The following is an 18,982-nucleotide window of genomic DNA, read 5'->3' as shown; positions in this document are numbered from 1 at the left end:
AGAACTTAAGGAGCTGACATGAGCATCTTGTTCGAGCCGGTGCGCCTGGGCGAACTGCAACTGGCCAACCGTATCGTCATGGCCCCGATGACCCGCAGCCGCGCCGATGCGCAGGCCGTGCCCACTGCCGAGATGGTCGAGTACTACCGCCAGCGGGCCGGCGCCGGGCTGATCGTCGCCGAAGGCACCGCGCCGTCGGCCGGTGGTCTGGGCTACTGCCGCACCCCGGCAATCTACAACGCCGAACAGATTGCCGCCTGGCGCCAGGTGACCCGCGCCGTGCATGCAGAGGGCGGGCGTATCGTCCTGCAACTGATGCACGTCGGCCGCGCCGCCAGCCGCTACAACAAGCCGGCCGGTGCCGCCACCGTGGCGCCGTCGGCCCTGCGCGCCAACACCCAGGTGTTCACCGACGCAGTGGGCATGGCCGACACCGAGCAGCCCGAGGCCTTGAGCGTCGCCGGTATTGCCGCGGTAATCGCCGAGTACCGCCAGGCCGCGCTGAATGCCCGCGAAGCCGGCTTCGACGGCGTCGAGCTGCACTGCACCAGCGGCTACCTGCCGATGCAATTCCTCGCCTCGGGTAGCAATCAGCGCACCGATGCCTATGGCGGCAGCGCGGAAAATCGCGTGCGGTTCGTCGTCGAGACGGTGCAGGCGATGGCCGATGCCATTGGCGGCGGGCGGGTCGCCGCGCGCTTCTGTCCGGGCAACCCTTACAACGACATTCAGGACGATGACCCGGCCGCCACCGCGATTGCCCTGTGCACCGCGCTGGCGCCGCTGGAGCTGGCCTACCTGCATGTGATGCGTTCGCCGCTTGGCACCCTCGATGCCTTCGCCCTGGCCCGTGCCCACGGCAACCAGCGGCTGGTCCTCAATGACGGTTTCGACGGTGCCTCGGCCAATGCCGCGCTGGAAGCGGGAGAGGGCGTGGCGGTGTCGTTCGGTCGGCATTTCATTGCCAACCCGGACCTGGTCGAGCGCCTGCGCCAGGACCAGCCGCTGGCCGCCTTCGACCGCAAGACCCTCTACACCGCCGGCCCACGCGGCTACACCGATTATCCCGCGCTGAGCCTCGCGGCGGAGGTGACTCCATGAACCTGCCATCGTCCGGCCTGCCGGCCAGTGCTGTAGTGCCCCGCGAGCAGACCCAGGCCATCCTCGACCGTCGCGGCGCGGCGGCGGGACAGATCAAGCCTTCGGACCACTACACCCTGGCCGACCGCCTCGAACAACAAGCCGCGCGCTTCGCCGAGCGGCCTTTCCTGATCTACGGCGAGCAGACCCTGAGCTACGCCGAAGTGGACGCGCGCGCCAACCAGATGGCCCACACCTTCTACGCCAAAGGCCTGCGCGCCGGCGACGTGTGCGCCATGGTCATGGAGAACCGCCCGGCGTTCTTCTGCACCTGGTTCGGCCTGGTCAAGCTCGGCGTGGTGGTAGCCTTCATCAACACCCAGGTCAACGGCCGGCCGCTGCTGCACGCACTGGAAACCACCGGCGCCAAAGCCCTGGTGATCGGCGAAGAATGCCTGGGCAACGTGCTCGCCACCGAGGGCCTGCCGACGCTGGCCTACTGGCTGGTGGGCGATGAGGAAAATCCATGGGCCGGTGATCTGCCCGGCTTCGTCGACCGCCAGTTCGCCACCCGCCTGGACAGCGCGCCGCGCAGCGCCTTCCCGCGGGATATCCGCGCGGCGGTCGAGGCGCAGGCGACCACCTTGCTGATCTTCACCTCCGGCACCACCGGCCTGCCCAAGGCGGCGCGCTACAGCCATATGCGCTGGATGTCCTCGGGGGACGTGATGGAAGTCACCCTGGCGGCGACCTGCGACGACGTCTTCTACTGCTGCCTGCCGCTGTATCACGGCGCCGCCGCGACTTCGGTGACCTCCACCGCGCTGCGCGCCGGAGCCAGTATCGTGGTACGGCGCAAGTTCAGCGTCAGCGAGTTCTGGCGCGATGTGGTGCGCCACAACATCAGCGTGTTCCAGTACATCGGCGAGATCTGCCGCTACCTGCTCAACCGCCCGGAACAGCCCGGCGAGCGCGACCACAACCTGCGCTGTATGCTCGGCGCCGGTCTGACCCCGGAGTCCTGGCAGCGCTGGATCGAGCGCTTCGGGCCGGTCCAGGTGTTCGAAGGCTGGGGCGCGACCGAGGCCAACACCGCGCTGATCAACGTCGACAACTACGTGGGTTCCTGCGGACGGGTTCCCGATTGGGCGCGCACCAACCTGCGGCTGATCCGCTTCGACGTAGAGAACGACTGCCATCCACGGGATGAAAACGGTTTCTACCAGGTCTGCGAAGTGGGCGAGCTGGGCGAAGCCATGGCCTTTATCGTCAACCACCCGGACATCGGCGGCGGGCGCTTCGAGGGATACACCTCGGCCGAGGCCACCGAGAGCAAGATCCGCCGCAATGTGCTGCACGAAGGCGACGCCTGGTGGAGTTCGGGCGACCTGCTGCGCCAGGACGCCGATGGCTACTGCTACTTTGTCGACCGCATCGGCGACACCTATCGCTGGAAGAGCGAGAACGTTTCGACCCAGGAAGTGGCCGACGCCCTCGGTGATCTGCCGGGCCTTGAACTGATCAATATCTACGGCGTGCAGGTGCCGGGCCACGAAGGCCGCGCCGGGATGGCGGCGGTGTTAATGCAGGCCGGGCAGGTGTTCGATCCCGCCGCGCTGTATGCGCTGAGCGAAGCGCGCCTGCCGCGCTATGCCGCGCCACTGTTCGTGCGGGTCAGTGCTGCGGCGGACCTGACCAGCACCTTCAAGCTGCGCAAGGTCGATCTGCAGCGCCAGGGTTATTGCCCGGACGCCTGCCGCGACCCGCTGTATATCCGCGACGAGCAGTCCGGCACTTACCAGCCGTATTCGCAGGCGCTGCTGCAACGCCTGGAGCTGGCACCGTTTGTGGCCGCCGATCATGGCTGACCTCGACCATAACGGCCACGAACTGCGCGATGGCCTGCGCTACCCGTGGCCTGAGGCGCCGGCCGGCGGTGAAGTGCGCCAGGTGGCCGACGGTGTGTTCTGGCTGCGCATGCCGCTGCCGTTTCGCCTTGATCACATCAACCTTTACCTGCTGCGCGACGGCGATGGCTGGGTGGCGGTGGACACCGGGATGAACACCGAGCAGACCCGCGAAGTCTGGGAGCAGGTGTTTGCCAGGCTGTGCGCCGGCCAGCCGCTGCGGGCGGTGGTCTGCACCCATTTCCATTCCGACCACGCCGGTGTCGCCGGCTGGCTGGCCGAGCGTTTTCGTTGCCCGGTGTACATGACCGAGGCCGAGTACCAGTCGCTGTACGTCAAGGTGCCGACCGACGTCGAACCGGGCTGGGACTTCCTTGTGCACTACGCCAGGGCCGGCTTCAGCGCCGAGCAGGCCGGCGACATGTACCGGACCATCCAGAACGGCCATTTCCGCCCACTGCATTTCAACAGTTACCGGCGCCTGCGCGAGGGCGATCGCCTGCGCATCGGCACCCGCGAGTGGCGGGTGGTGGTGGGGCGCGGGCATTCACCGGAACACGCCTGTCTGTACGCCGAGGTCGACGGCCTGCTGATTTCCGGGGACCAGGTGCTGCCGCGCATCACCTCGACGGTGGGCGTGCACGCCACCGAGCCGGACGCCGACCCGCTGCGCGACTGGCTGGCCTCCATCGATCACCTGCGCGCGGTACCCGACAGCGTGCTGGTGCTGCCGGCCCACGAACGTCCGTTCTTCAACCTGCATGCGCGCCTGGACCAGTTGGCGGCCCATCACAGGGCCCACCTGGCGCTGCTGTTGGCCACTTGCGACGAGCCGCGTAGCGCGCTCGAGCTGATGGCCGTGTTGTTCCCGAAGCTGTCCGGTCGTTTCGACGAACTGATGGCGCTGGGCGAAACGTTGGCCCATGCCAACTTCCTCATGGCCGAAGGGTCGCTGTCGCGGGCGGAACACGGCGGGCTCTACCGCTACCGACGGCGCGATCCCGACGCACCCGCCACCGATCCGCCCGACGTGTTGTGAGCGTCCGGCACGGCGGCAATGTTGCTCAAACCCGGCAGCCTGACGGCTGCCACACAGGAGAGTCAGTGTGATCGATAAAAACAACAATAATGCGCCTGGCCTTGGCTCACGCGGGGTCCAGGTCACCCACCTGGCGGCGGCCATTGCCCTGGCATCGACGCAGGCCTTGGCCGGCGAGACCATCGAGTTCAACAACGGCGCGACCATCGACTGGTCGGTGACCACCAGCTACGGCGTCGGCGTGCGCCTGGGCGAGCAGAGCCGGCGACTGATGGGGGTCAACGCCGACGATGCCAACCGCAACTTCGACCGGGGTTCCCTGACCACCAACCGTATCGGCGCCCTTGGCGAGATGATCCTGCGCAAGGACAACTACGGCGCGGTGGTGCGCGCCAGTACCTTCTACGACGACGTCTATCACAAGGGCAACGACAACGATTCGCCGGCCACCGTGAACAAGCGCGGTGACCACGACGAGTTCACCAGCGACACTCGCTACTACAGCGGCGGCCGCACCCGTCTGCTGGACGCCTATGTGTTCGGCGGCTGGCGTTTTGACAACGACACCATGCTCGACGTCAAGGCCGGGCGGCATATCGAGTCCTGGGGCGAGAGCCTGTATTACCCGGGCGTGAACGGCGTGCAGAACCCGTCCGATGCGGTCAAGGCGGCGCAGCCGGGGGTCGAGGTCAAGGAGGTGCTGCTGCCGGTGGGACAGGTTTCGGCCTCGTTCCGCCTCAACCCGCAAATCACCTTCGGCGCCTATGTGCAGTACGAATGGAAGGGCACCGAACTGCCGCCGGTGGGCAGCTACCTGTCCAGCAGCGACGTGATCGGCCCGGGTCGCGAGTTCATTTACAGCGGCAACAGCAAGATCGCCTACCGCGGCACCGATGAACCGCGCGACAGCGGCCAGTGGGGCGTGCAGGTGCGCTTCCGGCCGGTGCCGGCAATCGAAATGTCGCTGTTCCACGTCAACTACCACGACAAGAACCCGGCCACCGCCCTGGTGGGCTACGACCCGGTGCCGGTCGGCGGCGGCCTGTATGCCTTTGCCGCCAATGGCTACAAGGTCAAGTACTTCGAGGACATCAAGCTCACCGGTATCAGCGCCTCGACCAAGCTGGGCGAGTACCAGATCGGTGGCGAATGGTCGTACCGCGACGGCGCGCCGGTGATGGTCAATACCGGCCTCGGTCCGGTGCCGACCCGTGGCAAGGGCCAGCAGATGCAACTGTCGGCGATGCGCGTGCTGGGCGACCGGCCGTGGGCCAGCCAGACCACGCTGACCGCCGAAATCGTTCATGTACGGGTGGACAGCGTCGACGACGCTTCCGCCGCGCCCAACCTGCAAGGCGTGAACCTGCTGCCATCGCTCGGCGGCATGGTGGGGAATTCCGATGACTACACCTACAAGACCTCATCTGCCTGGCGCAGCCGCGACTCCAGCGCCTACACCCTGGGCACATCGTTCAGTTATCCGGGGGTTTTCCAGGGCTGGGATCTGGAAGTGCCAGTGCGCTTCTCCAACGTGTTCAGCGGCTCGACACCCATGTCCGGAAGCATCGCCGGCGTGCAGGGCGACCGACGCCTGAGCGTGGGCACCACCTTCAAGTACCTGGGCAACCTCGAAGTCGGCCTTAACTACACCGGCTACCTGGGCTCGGCCGACCCGGTCAAGCGCCCGTTCGCCGACCGCGACTACGCCACGTTCTCGATGAAATACAGCTTCTGAGTCGCACGCGCCCCGGGTTTGCCCGGGGCTTCATCATCGCTATGACAACCGGGCCTCAGGCCCGGACGGGGAGAGACTATGGGCCTCAAAGGGCACGCGGCCATTGTTGGCACCGCGCAATACAAGCCGGAGAAGTACGCCACGGCGCCGAAGATGTTTCACCTGGAGCAGGTCGCCGACCTCGCGGCCCGCGCCCTACGCGACGCCGGGCTCAAGGCCGAGGACCTCGACGGGCTGGTGATCAACGGCCCGCAGTTTCATGAAGCCTCGGTATTCGTCCCGGCCATGGCCGCCGAATACCTGGGCCTGCGCCTGAACTTCGCCGAAGTGGTTGACCTCGGCGGCTGCACCTCGGTGGGCATGGTCTGGCGCGCTGCCGCCGCTATCGAACTGGGGCTGTGCCAGGCAGTGCTGTGCGTGCTGCCGGCGCGCATGGCGCCGCTCGGCCCGGATGAAGACCCGAGCTGGATGGCCCGGGCCATGCGCTTCGGCGGCCACAGCACCGCGTTCGGTGCGCCGGAAGCCGAGTTCGACCTGCCTTACGGGCACATGGGCCAGAACACCGGCTACGCAATGATCGCCCAGCGCTACGCGGCGCAGTACGGCTACGACCCGGTGGCCCTGGCGAAGATCGCCGTGGACCAGCGCACCAACGCCCAGGCCAACCCGGACGCGATGTTCTACGGCCAGCCGCTGACCATCGAACAGGTACTGGCCAGCCGCATGGTCGCCGACCCGCTGCACGTCCTCGAAATCGTCATGCCGGTAGCCGGTGGCGCGGCGATGATCATCGCCTCGAAGGAAGTCGCGGCCCGTTCGCGCAAGCGCCCGGCTTTCGTCACCGGTTTCGGTGAGCACCTGGCATTCAAGTCGCCGTCCTATGCCGCAGACATGATCCACACCCCGATTGGCCCGGCGTCCCAGCGCGCCTTTGCCATGGCCGGGCTCAAGCCCACCGATGTCGATGCGGCGCAGATCTACGACTGCTACACCATCACCGCGTTGCTGACCCTGGAAGATGCCGGTTTCTGCGGCAAGGGCGAGGGCATGGCCTTCGTTCGCGAGCACGACCTGACCTTCCGCGGCGATTTCCCGATGAACACCCATGGCGGCCAGCTCAGCTTCGGCCAGTCCGGCGCTGCGGGTGGCATGTCGCAGGTGATCGAGGCGGTGACGCAGATCGCCGGCACGGCGGGCGAGCGTCAGCTCAACGGCTGCGACACCGTCTATGTCTCCGGCACCGGCGGCGTGATGAGCGAGCAGGGCGCATTGATTCTTCAGGGAGCATAAGAGCATGTCCAACAATAAACCGATGCCCATTGCCACGGAGATTTCCGCGCCGTTCTGGGAAGGGATCAAGGCCCGTCGCCTGCTGATCCAGCAGTGCAATGCCTGTTCGCACTGGGTGTTCTACCCGCGCCGGCACTGCCCGACGTGCCTCGCTCACGACCTGGCCTGGCGTGAAGTGCCGGGCCGGGCAACGCTGTACAGCTACACCCTGACGCGCATCCCGACCCTGCCGGACTTCGCCGATGAAATGCCGCAGAAACTGGCGGTGGTCGAACTGGCCGAAGGCGTGCGGATCAACAGCAACCTGGTGGGCCTGGACGAAGACGAAATTCACGTCGGCATGGCCTTGCAGCCGGGGTTCGCCGAGGTGGACGGCAAGGGTAATCGCCTGTTGCGTTTTACCGGTCTGGACAAGGACGCCCCTGCGCTGGAGCCGCTGCCGGGCTCGGAGCCTGAGCCGCAACCGGCCGAAGACACGGCGTCGGTGCGCAGGATCGACTTCAACGATGCAGCCGCGTTGCAGTCGCTGGTGAGTGACAGTTTCAGCGATTGGAGCAATGTGATCGTCGTTGACCAGGCGCTGATCGACGCCTTTGCCCAGCTGTCCGGCGATGACTACTGGATTCACACCGACCCTGAGCGGGCGCGCCTGCAGAGCCCGTTTGGCGGCACCATCGCCCATGGCGCGCTGGTGCAAGTGTTGCAGTCGCGGATGAAGCTGGCGCTGGGTTTCGAGATCACCGGCTTCAGCACCCAGATCAACTACGGCTCTGACCGCCTGCGCTTCCCGGCGCCGGTCCCGGCAGGAGCGCGGATCCATGCGCGGGCACGGGTCAAGAGCGTGGAACTGCTCGGGCGGGGCACGCAATTGACCCTGGAAATCAATATCCATGTGCTGGGGCAGGAGCGGCCTTCGGTGATCAATGATCTGGTGATTTTGTACCGGGCCTGATCGGCGCTGTTGTGGTGAAAGCAGGTTCTGTTAGGGGCGCACCTGATATTTCTGTCAGTTGCGCCAATAACTGTGCGGTGCTGGGATGGTGCACGACTCGCCTCTGCAGGAGCACTGTTCATGGCCGCTATCCATCAGGATCTCTTCCACAAGCATGTTTCCATTGATCCGCAGACCGGCCAGGGCATGTTCTCCTTGCCAATCGCGAACCTGTATGCGGATGAAGGGCTGTGTACGCCTTACAAGTTGAGCCTGTTCTGCATGCTGGACAGCCCCCATCTGCAACTGATTCCCTCGGGCACCTGTGTGGAGAAAAGCCATGGCGCATTCGTCGAAGGATTACCGCTCAGTGATGGGCGGCTGATCAGCGAGGAACTGGCGTGGGAGGATAATGACTGCGGTGATCTTGGTATTACTTACACGCGCCACAAACATGAAATAGCCGTGTCTCACAAGGGCGGCGACAAAGAGGTATTTTCGATATTTGGTGAAGGTACCGCAGACGTTGTCTTGACCCGACTGACCCTCGCCGGCGGCAAGTTCCTGAAGTTGAAGTGGTCATATGATCGCAAGGTGCATGATCGAGAAGATAGTTGTGTGCGACTGACCTCCATTGATGCCGGTGATCGATGCCTGTTCAAGGTCAAGGGCGAACAGTCCAGTCGTGTGGTCGCACGGGTGTTGATAAATGGGGAACGCGAACGCGTTTTGAAGGACATGCAAACGTTCGAAGAGTTTGTCCTGTTCCCCGATACGCCTGAGCAGGTGACCTATACCTTCAAGGAAACCGAGCGGGCAGGGCTCGACCCGATTATCGACATTGAGGTCGAAGGCGGCGGTGTGCTTGGGAAAACGGTCTATCGGCTGGAAACGACCGATAAGAAGCTCAGCAAGATCGACGTCAGCCGGGAACACAGCATTCCCGGTGCCAAAGAAGGCGATGCAACTGTGGTGGAGTGTTTCACCCACACCGAAACGTTGCTCTTCGCCGACGATAACGTCAGTCAATACAGCATTTCACCCGGGGCCGGGGTCGACGCGCTGGTTGAAACCTACGAATACGCTGACGACAAAACCACCATTACTTGCCGCCAGGTCAAGGCGGGCGATGACGTAGCCAAGGGCACTGTGCTCAGTGTTCGAGAGTGCCACTTCAAGGACGGGCGCCAGGTATCGGAGTCGGTGGTGGCCAACGGCGTCAACGTCACTCAGGAACAGCACATCACCCTGGACAAGAATCGTTTGGTGGCCGCCGTCAAATCCACCAGGAAGGTCGATGGGGTGACGGTCGATGAGGAAACCCTGGAATACGACCCGAGTGGCAACCTGGTGTCCAGAACCCAGAGCGGCACGGTCACCGAGTGGACGTACTACAACAATTACAAAAGCTACCGCGTAGAAGAAAAAGCCAAAAGGTTCGAGGACACGAGCTTCTTCGGTCTGATCTTCAAAGCCTTCGACTACTTGAACCCGATTGGTTGGGCGCTGCGTGGGTTTGCGTCAAAGGGTTTCACCTGGGGCACCGTCATAGACAGTGAGGTGACCATGAGCCACGCCGCCAACAATTACGCCAAAGAGGCGTTTCAGTTGCCGGTGGATGCCAACTATCCCGGTGATGAAGGCGGTGGTTGCAAGCATGTGGAGTCAGAATTCGTTTACCGCAAGGATGGCGAGAAGAAGCTGGCCCTGAGTCTGACTTACTACGGTTATGTAACCCTCGGTACGCGGGTTGTTCCTGCACAGAAACTCACTGTTTTACAGCCATCGTACGAAGAAATCGATGTGTCCTCCCAGCAACTCAAGGTGGCCAATGCCGCCGCCAAGGAGTTGCTGGACAGTTTGAAAAAACAGAACGCCACCGATGACCTGGCCGACCTGGAAAAGAGCCTGCTCGCACAAAGCAAGGAAAACGCCCGAGGGTTCAAGCTGCTAAAACCCTGGGTGGACGGTGGCATGTTGCTGGAAACGCTGGCCTACCAGAGCGATGAGAAAAAACCGGGTTACGGGATGGTCACGCAGAAAACCCGCCGTCAGCTCGACGCCAATGGTCTGCCCAAAGACGTTGACGGCGTTGTTTCCACCTTCGACTACCGGCTGGAGGGTTCGCAGGACGACGGCGACCAGGCGCTGTGCATCGACACCAGCGTGACCGGTCGGAGAAGCGCCACCGTCACCAGCCCCGCGCTTCACTCGTCCCAGCACCGCTCGATCTACACCGGACGTCCGCAGACGACGAAGGACAGCGACGGGATCGAGACCGCTTACCGCTACGACGAACAAGGCATGCTGGCCGCCCGCGAAGTGACGCTGCCGGATGGCACGCGCACGGATCGGCTGTATCAGTGGAGCGTACTCAAGGGCGGTCTGTACCAGTGTGAAACCCACAGCACCGAATCAACCAGGCGCACCCGTGTGATCAAGGATGTGCTGGGTCGGGAGCGCGAACGCTGGGTTAGCCCGGATGGCACGGTCTGGCTGAAGACCAACAGCGCGACGTATCACCCCAGCGGTCGCTTGGCCAGCCGTTGTGAGTACGATTACGACAGCAGCCACAAGGCCTGCATGACCCGTGAAACGCTCTGCAGCGACGCCGACAGCCAGAGCAGCCGGACCATCACCCATGTGCTCAAGGATGCCGAGGGCAAGGAACTGGACCGCAAGAGTCAGACGTTGGCCGTCACGGCTGACGGCGAAACCCTGACCCAGGGCAGTTTCCAGGTACAGCGCCGATACGGCGAGCACGGCGCCCTGAGCGAAACCTTTGGTGCGCCCGGAAAAGACCGCTTGCAGATTGACCGCACTTGCAGCGGGACCGGGCAGTTGGAGTCGGTGAGCTACTCGAGGCTGGACAAGGACGGCAAACAAACCGAGCTGGACAAGCTTGCGTTCAGCTACGACGCCTTTGGCCAGCTCGAAACGCTGACGCCCACCTTCGGCGGGGCGTCGGCGTACACCTACGACGTAGTGGGACGCGTGCTCACCTCGACCACCGACGGCGTCGAAATCAGCAAGCGCTACACCAACGTCACCTCCAGCGCCGTGGACATCTACCTCAAGGTGATCGGCAGCGAAGACGATCCCCTGATGGTGGGCGGCCAGGATGCGGACGGCCTGGGCAAGGTGTATTCCCAGCGCGTCTGGGGGCAGGTCAAGGAATTCGGCGCTTCTACTGCAACGGCGGAGGGCGAGGACGAAGCCGAGGGCGAAGACGTTGCATCACCGCCAACCCTGGAAGGCTACGAAAGCGACAGTACCGGCTTCAGCAGCAGCGAACGGATTGTCGTCGCGCAGGGCACTTGCGAATCGATCTCCCGTTACAGCCTGCGTGGCAACCTGCTCGGGTTCGAGGGTCTGGAAGGCGGGCTGACGAGCTATCAGTACGACGCCCTTGGGCGTATCACCCTTTCCAGCAACGCGGGCTGCGAATCGACCTTCGCCTATACCGACAGCGGCCTGCTGGCATCAGAAACCATCAAGGCGCTGAACCCCGACGTCAGCATGACCGTGACGTATCAGTACAACGAAAGCGGCCAGGAAATAAGCCGCAGCTTCGCCTGTGACGGCCTCGATACCCATGTGATCGAACGCACGCTGCTGGGAGACGGCCGCCTGCAAAAGAGCAGCTTGAAGGTCAAGGGCAAGATCACGCGTAGCGACAGCTACGACTACGACGGGCTCAAACGGCTGGAAAGCTGGTCGTGCAGCGGTCCTGGCGTGAGCGACGGCGAGGGCCAGCGTTGTGTCCGGCAGGTCTTCACCTATGGCCCGTTGGGGAATGTGCTGTCGCGGGCAGACGACCGTTACAGCGGGGATAGCCGTCCCGATGCCTGCACCACCCGGACTCTCGACTACAGCTACGCAAAGCTGGAAGAGCTCACCGCGTCGAACAGCGGCGCCACCGAGCATGATCCCTTGGGCTTTGTGACCCGGCAGGCAGACCGCCGTTTCACCTATCACGGCAATGGCCAGGTCAAATCCTGTGCTGTCGAGGGGGAGAAGGACTATGTGTTTGCCTACGACGATCGGGGCCGGATCCGCGGCGCACATCAGGGCGAATGGAGCGAGCACTACCATTACCGTCACGAGCGGATTTACGCATTGGTCCAGCGCGATGGCGAAAGCAGCCACGGCTTCAGTGAACGCCGCTTCGTGCTGCTGAACGACAGCCCGTCTTGCTACCTGCAGGAGCGGGTGGTGTTGAACGGTGCGGGCGACCCTTGCCGGAGCCGATCTTTCGAGTTGCGCGATGCCGCCGGCAGCATTTTCGCCAGCGTCGACTTGAGCAACAAACAGGTGACGCACTTCACCTATACGCCTTACGGCTACCGGGAAGCCGACCCGCGCGCGGTGACCTGGCTCGGTTTCAAAGGCGAGCCGCTGAATGCGCTGGGGCTTTACCACCTGGGCCTCGGCTATCGGCTGTACGATCCGCAACTGCAGCGTTTCCAGGCAGCAGATAGCTGGAGCCCGTTTGGAGCGGGCGGGCTGTCCCGGTTCAGCTACTGCGATGCCGACCCGGTCAACAACCATGACTTCAACGGGCACCAGGTGATTGCCCAATACAGCCGTTATGGCGGGACGCCCTTGATCCATTCCCGGGAGTTCGGTGTGGTAATGACCGGTCTCGGCGCCATGATGGCGCCTTTGACAGCGGGCAGCTCACTGGCCTTTTCCATTGCGGTGACGGGGGTTTCCGCAGCGTCGTTCTATTTCGATCTGGCGTCGATCATCTTGCAGCACAGTGATCCGAAACTGTCCAAGGCCCTGAGCACTGCGGGGCTTGCGTTCGGCATCGCCGGCATCGCTGCCGGTGTCATAAAACCCGTAGCGGGACTGGCGGCACATGCGGTGTCCCATGGATCGAACTCAATTGCCCGCGCGGCTCAGTCCCTGAGCAAGAATTCGCTGCTCCTCTCCGGCCGTTACATGCGTCTGCAAACATCGGTAATCGGCAAGTCTGCGTTGGGCGCGACCCAACGCTGGCAACACGCCGCCAAGGCCTCGAATCATCTCTATGCCGGTGCGAGCAGGGTTTCTCAGCGTGCGCACAGCACCTTCATGAAACTGCTGCTCGAAAAGGCCTCCACCTCGCAGTTGGCCGTATCGCTGTCTGATGACGCGCTTCGCTACTGGACCCAGATCCAGGACTTCCAGGTTCTGGCCTCGACTGACACCTTCAGTCATTCGATGGGCGGGGAAGGGGATTTCGACGAGACGGTGGACCTGGAAGAGTTTGACGACGAAGACCCGTTTGAATACCCGGAGATAGAGCCGGTGCCGGTGCATCGATAAAGCTTTTGCGCCGAATGTAGGCAGTGTGTCGTTGGCAACTTTCAATAAAGGCTTTTAGCAGATTGTTTTACGGCCACAACTGATATTTCTGTCAGTTGTGGCCTTCTTGCGTTGGTGGTGGAATCGGTGGGGCGTAATGCCATTCCTTTCAGGAGCACCCTTCATGTCTTCCAGCCAGGATCTTTTCGAAAAACATATCTCAATCAATCCGCAGACCGGTCAGGGTAGGTTTTCAATCCCTGTTGGTAGTTTTCGTGCAGATGAAGGGGCGAGCGCGCCGTTAAGCGTGAGCTTGTTTTGTACCTTGAAAACTCCCGATATTAAGTTGATGCCTTCTGGCCATATACTCGAAGTGTCCGGAAAGAAGGGCGATGAAGTCCTGAATATGTATGAGCTGCCCATACGTGATGGACGCTTGATCACTGCGAAGGTTAGTGCGGGTAGCGAACGGGATTTTGGTGATTTTACAATGGCAGTGGGCAGCCTCAATGGTGGTTTCTGTGATATCGAAGTGCGGCATCAAGACGGTGGTAAAGAGAAACACGCTTACTCTCTACGTGGTGGCATATTGACGGATTACTTTGTGTCCACAGGAAAGTCATTAAATTTAAAGTGGGAGACCGATATTTATAAGGGGGCTGCTGCAGAAACGCCGGGTTCCAGATTGCTTTCAATTAATTCGGGTGATCGGTGCCTGCTAAAAACTGAAGCGGCACCCCAGAAGAGCACTGCAATTGGCATGGGCAGAGAAATTCCGGTTTTCAAACGGCTCATCGTGTTTCCCGATACTTGTGAGCAAGTGACTTATGAGCTGGAGCAGAAAACCGATAAAGGCCATGGGATGTCCCTCTACTCTCCTGACGCTGGCCCGAGTAAGCGCTCGGGTACAACCACGGTCACGGTCACGGGGTGCGGAATCCCGGGCAGGAAAATATATAAGATCAAGATCGTCGACGATAAACTCAGCAGCCTCGATATCACCACAGAACACACGATTGCCGGGGCAAAGGCAGGTGACGCTCCGCAGGTAGAAAAGCTCACTCATACCGAGACCGTGACCTACATCGGCGATAAAGTCAGTGAATATAAGGTTTCACCTGGCGCAGGCGTCGACCCTCTTGTTGAAAAGTATGAGTACACGACCGACAAGACCACCGTCACCTGCCGCCAGATGAAAACCGGTGATGAAAAAGGTGTTGTGATCTGGACCCGTGAGTACCAGTACAAAGACAAGCGTCAGGTGTGGGAGAAGGTCACGGCCAATGGCGTGGTTGTCATTCAGGAGCAAGAGGTCAAGGTAGACGAAGCGCGTGCCGTGGCCACGGTGAAAACCACCAAAAAAATTGATGGGGTCACGGTCGATGAGTTGATACTTGAATATAGCCCCGGCGGTAACCTGGTGTCGAAAACACAAGGTGGCATAGTCACCGAATGGACTTATTACAATAACTACAAAAAATACACTGTAGTGGAGAAAGAGGTTAGATATCACAATACAAGTTTCTTCAGCTTCCTCTTGAAGCCCTTCGATTATTTGTTCCCGACTGGATGGGGCACTCTTGCATTCGGTTCGTCCGGGTTTACCTGGGGTACTCGCATCGAAACAACAGTAAGCATGGGTCGCGCGGCCAATGACTATGCCAAAAAAGCATTCAATTTGCCCGTGGATATCAAATATCCAGGTGATGAAAATGGCGGATGCACGCATGTTGAATCAGAGCTTGTCTACCGGAAAGTGGGTGACAAGAAACATGCCTTGAGCCTGACTTTTTATGGTTATAAAACGCTGAACAAGATCTCCTCCGGCGTGCTGGTGGTACCGGAGGTAAAATTAACGGTGTTACGGCCGGGCTACAGCGAAGTAGATGTTACCGCTTTGCAGTTGGCGGTGGCCAAAGGTGCTGCCCAGGCACTACTGGACAGCCTGAAAAAACAAGAAGGAGAAAAAGCCAAAGCAGTGCTGGCCGATCTGGAAAAAAGCCTGATCTTTCAGAGCAAGCAGAATGCCCGAGGGTTCAAGCTGGGGAATGTCGAATCGCCGTTCAGAATATCCAGAGAAACATTAACGTATCAAGCCGACAGTAAGTTGCCAGGCTTTGGCCTGATCAGTAAGAAGGAAACGGAGTGGCTCACCTCTAAAGGTGAAAAAGAGGCAGGGTCAGGGGTTACGACCACCTTTTCCTATAAATTGAATCCTGCGGCGCCAGGGCGCGACGCTGAGTCCCTGACCGAAATCGTTGTTCAGCCCCAGACCCGATATTCGGGGCCTGAGCCCGTCAAGGAAATTCGTACTTCTCGTCGCAGTTCCATTTATACCGGGCGTTTGCACGGGTTGAAAAACGCCGAGGGAGTCGATACGTCTTACGAATATGACAGACAGGGCAGGCTGACGGCGCAGAAGGTGACGTTCGCGGACGGTACAACCACTAACCGGTATCATCAGTGGACTGCGCTCAAAGACGGACTGTTTCAATGTGAAACCCACGTGGGTGGGGCTAGCGTAAGAGTCCGGGTCATCAAGGATGCGCTGAATCGGGAGCGTCAGAGTTGGGTAAGCCCTGATGGCAAGACATGGCTTTCAACCACCACCTTCATCTATCACTCTGGTGGTGAAATCCGCGGCCGGCTTGACTACGATTACGACAGCGCCAACAAGAAATGCATGACCCGCGAAACGTACTGGACTGAGGTCGGCACGGACGGCAACCAGAAGGTCACCCAAATACTCAGGAGAGGCGACGACAAAGAACTTGATCGCAAAATCCAGACGTTCACCGTTGCCGCGGGTAGTGAAACCTGGACACGGGGCAGTTTTCAGGTCAAACGCCAACGCACTGCGCAGGGTACCAGTGAAACCTACGGGCCCTCGGGCGGAGCTCGCTCCAAGGTTGTTCGCGCCATCAACGCTGCCGGGCAACCGACGTCGATCAAGTATCTGAAAATGGACAAGGACAACAAGGAGACCGAACAAGATAGCCTTGCCTTCAGCTACGACGATTACGGCCAGCTCACGACCCTCACTCCCCGCATAGGCTCCGCTACGACCTGCATCTATGACGCGAGCGGGCGCTTGCTCACTTCCACAACTGACGGGCTTACCTCCTCCATCGCCTGGAGCGACCGTTACTCGAAGACGCTGAGTACCGGGCTCAAGGGTGAGGAGACCATGTCCTTGGGCTCTCAGGTGGACGATGCCCTGGGCCGTGGCGTTGTACGGGCGGTGTGGGGCCAGACACGTATGATCGATGACTATGGAACCCCCGTGGCTGGAACAGCAGCCCCAACTGCGGGAAAAACCACACCAGCAGGAAAAACCAGCGGCGAGCCATCTCCCCTGACAGATTACAAAACCGAGAGCACCGCGTTCACCCGAAGCGAAAGCATTGTCGAGCCGGCAGGTACAGGCGTTTCAAAGACCACCTTCAGCTTGCGTGGCTGCCTGCTCGAGTTCGAAGGGTTGGAGGCAGGTGTCACCCGCTACACCTATGATGCCTTTGGCCGCATCACCTCCTCGAAGAACAACAGTTGCGAAACAACCTCGGCCTACGCGGATAGCGGCCGCCTGGAAAAAGAGACCATCACGGCGTTGAAAAGCAAGGTCACGATGACCGTCACCTACACATACAACGAGAGTGGCCATGAGATCAGCCGCACGTTTACCTGTGATGGCGTTGATCCCCATGTCATCGAGCGCAAGTTGTTGGGCGACGGCCGTCTGCAAGAAAGCACTTTGAAGGTCAAAGGCACGCAGAAATATTCCGACGGTTATGAATACGACGGTCTAAAGCGCTTGAAGGCATGGCTCTGCGCGGGCCCAGGTGTTGAAAATGAAAAAGGCCAGCGCTGTGTCAAACAGGCCTTCGTTTACAACAGTGTGAGCAACGTACAGTCACGCGAGGACGGCTGCTATACCGGAACCACTCGTCCCGCCTCTGTCGCGACCACCAAGATCAACTACACCTATGGGAAAAAACCGGAGGAGATGACAGGGCCGGATAAGGTCGAAACCAAGTATGACCTTTTTGGTTTTGTCCTCAAGCAGGGTAAGAGCAGCTTCGCTTACCATCGCAACGGGCAGGTTGACTCCTGCACGATCGATGGTGAAGACCCCTATGTCTTTGTGTATGACGACCTGGGCCGGGTTCGCGGCGCAAACCAGGGTAAATGGAGCGAGCGCTACCATTACCGCAACAACCGGATTTATGCGGTGGTTCAGCGCGACGAAAAAAGCACCCACGGTTTCAAGGTACGCAAACTTGTGCTGCAAAACGACAGCCCGAGTTGCTACCTGCAAGACGCAGTGGTATCGATCGGTACCGCCGCAGCGGCGACCAGTTGCTCTTTTGAACTGCGCGATGCGGCAGGTACGGTATTCGCCAGTATCGATGTCGCCAGCAAGAAGGTTACTTACTTCACCTATACCCCTTACGGCTATCGCAAACCTGATCCGAAGTCCGTGACCTGGCTCGGTTTCAAAGGTGAGCCACTCAACCGCTTGGGACTCTACTATCTGGGCAACTACCGCCTGTATGACCCGCAGTTGCAGCGGTTTCAGTCACCGGACAGTTGGAGTCCGTTTGGCGCTGGAGGGCTCTCACGGTTCAATTACGGCAATGCCGACCCGGTCAATAACGAAGACCGCGATGGGCATCAGGTGATCATGCAATACAGTCGCTTTGGTGAAAAAGCGTGGATGGAAACGCGGGAGTTTGGTCTGGTGCTCACCGGGATCGGGGCGATATTTGCACCCCTGACATCCGGCGCCTCGCTGGCCTTTGCAATCGCGGTGACGGCTATTTCAGCGGCATCCTTCTATTTCGAGTTGGCCTCGATCATTACCAAGGACAGCGACCCGGAAACGTCCAAGGTCTTGGGGAAAATCGGCCTCGGCCTCGGGCTGGCGGCAGCCGCAGGCGCTCTGATGGGGCCAGCAGTGAGCTTCGCGGCGCTAGGTGTTTATCGGACCCTGAAACCCGTCGCTCAACTAAGCCAAATACTGAGCAGAACCTCACTTACTATGGCTGCTCGTTATATGGCAGTTCAGTCAACGGTGATCGGCAAGAACGCGTTGGCTGCCGCCAAGCGTTGGTCCCGTGCGGCACAAGCGCCTCATTATTTATATGAGGGTGCGCACGCGGTTTCATCTCGCGCACATGCTGCCCACCTGAAATTGCTCAATGAAAACGCGCCCAAAACCGTTTATAAACTGGTAGAAATCGCTGACAACGGACTTGATTTCTGGAGCGTGACTCAAGCCAGCGAACCGATACTGGACAATCACGCCATCAGTAATCAATTGGCGGGCCCCCCGGACATCAGTGATGTAACCCTTTCCGGCAATGCTCGTTCTGCCAATCCCTTCCAGTCTTAGGTGCTAAACCTGCTGGTGCCTCTGGAGAAACCCCGTGGCCTGTCGACGTTCAGACAAGCCACGGGTTTTTCACGTCAGCGCTTAGGCTCTGTATGAAAAGCCTTGAGACGAAGGTCAGGCAAGGCGAAAACAGCCGAGGAAGCGGAGTTTACGGGTTGTAAATGAGCATTCCGAGGCTGTTTTCAACGCAGCATCACCGAGTATCAAGGCTTTTCATACAGAGCCTAGTAACCCATTTGGACGATGCCACCAATCCTCTCAGCCTTGACTATCCCCTGAAACAAGAACACCGGATCAGGGAGCGGGTTGCATGAGA

At 60.6% G+C, this 18,982-nt stretch carries 8 protein-coding genes; all 8 read left to right on the top strand.

The features are described from left to right. Positions 1-18 precede the first annotated feature (18 nt). Positions 19-1,101, top strand: coding sequence for an alkene reductase (locus tag HWV67_RS06835; RefSeq protein ID WP_175650502.1), 1,083 nt, complete (start codon positions 19-21; stop codon positions 1,099-1,101). Further along, positions 1,098-2,948, top strand: a complete 1,851-nt coding sequence (locus tag HWV67_RS06830; protein ID WP_175650501.1) for a long-chain-acyl-CoA synthetase — start codon at positions 1,098-1,100, stop codon at positions 2,946-2,948. The genes HWV67_RS06835 and HWV67_RS06830 overlap by 4 nt, the downstream gene beginning before the upstream one ends. Further along, positions 2,941-4,026, top strand: a complete 1,086-nt coding sequence (locus HWV67_RS06825) for an MBL fold metallo-hydrolase (RefSeq protein ID WP_175650500.1) — start codon at positions 2,941-2,943, stop codon at positions 4,024-4,026. Before HWV67_RS06830 ends, HWV67_RS06825 begins: the two co-directional genes overlap by 8 nt. A gap of 67 nt (positions 4,027-4,093) precedes the next feature. Further along, on the top strand, positions 4,094-5,761 hold the full coding sequence (locus tag HWV67_RS06820) for a DUF1302 domain-containing protein (RefSeq protein WP_175650499.1): 1,668 nt from the start codon (positions 4,094-4,096) through the stop codon (positions 5,759-5,761). Between the two features lie 78 nt (positions 5,762-5,839). Beyond that, positions 5,840-7,051: a thiolase family protein gene (locus tag HWV67_RS06815; protein WP_110972595.1), complete on the top strand. Its 1,212-nt coding sequence runs from the start codon at positions 5,840-5,842 to the stop codon at positions 7,049-7,051. 4 nt (positions 7,052-7,055) lie between these two features. Beyond that, positions 7,056-8,003: a bifunctional OB-fold nucleic acid binding domain-containing protein/MaoC family dehydratase gene (locus tag HWV67_RS06810; RefSeq protein ID WP_175650498.1), complete on the top strand. Its 948-nt coding sequence runs from the start codon at positions 7,056-7,058 to the stop codon at positions 8,001-8,003. A 120-nt stretch (positions 8,004-8,123) separates the two neighbouring features. Further along, complete coding sequence (locus HWV67_RS06805) at positions 8,124-13,295, top strand: RHS repeat-associated core domain-containing protein (RefSeq protein ID WP_175650497.1); 5,172 nt, start codon at positions 8,124-8,126, stop codon at positions 13,293-13,295. Between the two features lie 163 nt (positions 13,296-13,458). After that, entirely contained in the window at positions 13,459-18,666 is a 5,208-nt protein-coding gene (locus tag HWV67_RS06800; RefSeq protein ID WP_175650496.1) for an RHS repeat domain-containing protein, read from the top strand. Positions 18,667-18,982 lie beyond the last annotated feature (316 nt).

Origin of the sequence: Pseudomonas sp. Marseille-P9899 (assembly GCF_903166565.1) — a bacterium.
Lineage (GTDB): Bacteria > Pseudomonadota > Gammaproteobacteria > Pseudomonadales > Pseudomonadaceae > Aquipseudomonas > Aquipseudomonas huaxiensis.
The sequence above is the reverse complement of the archived record's forward strand: the minus strand, read 5'-3'. Positions and strand labels throughout refer to the sequence as shown.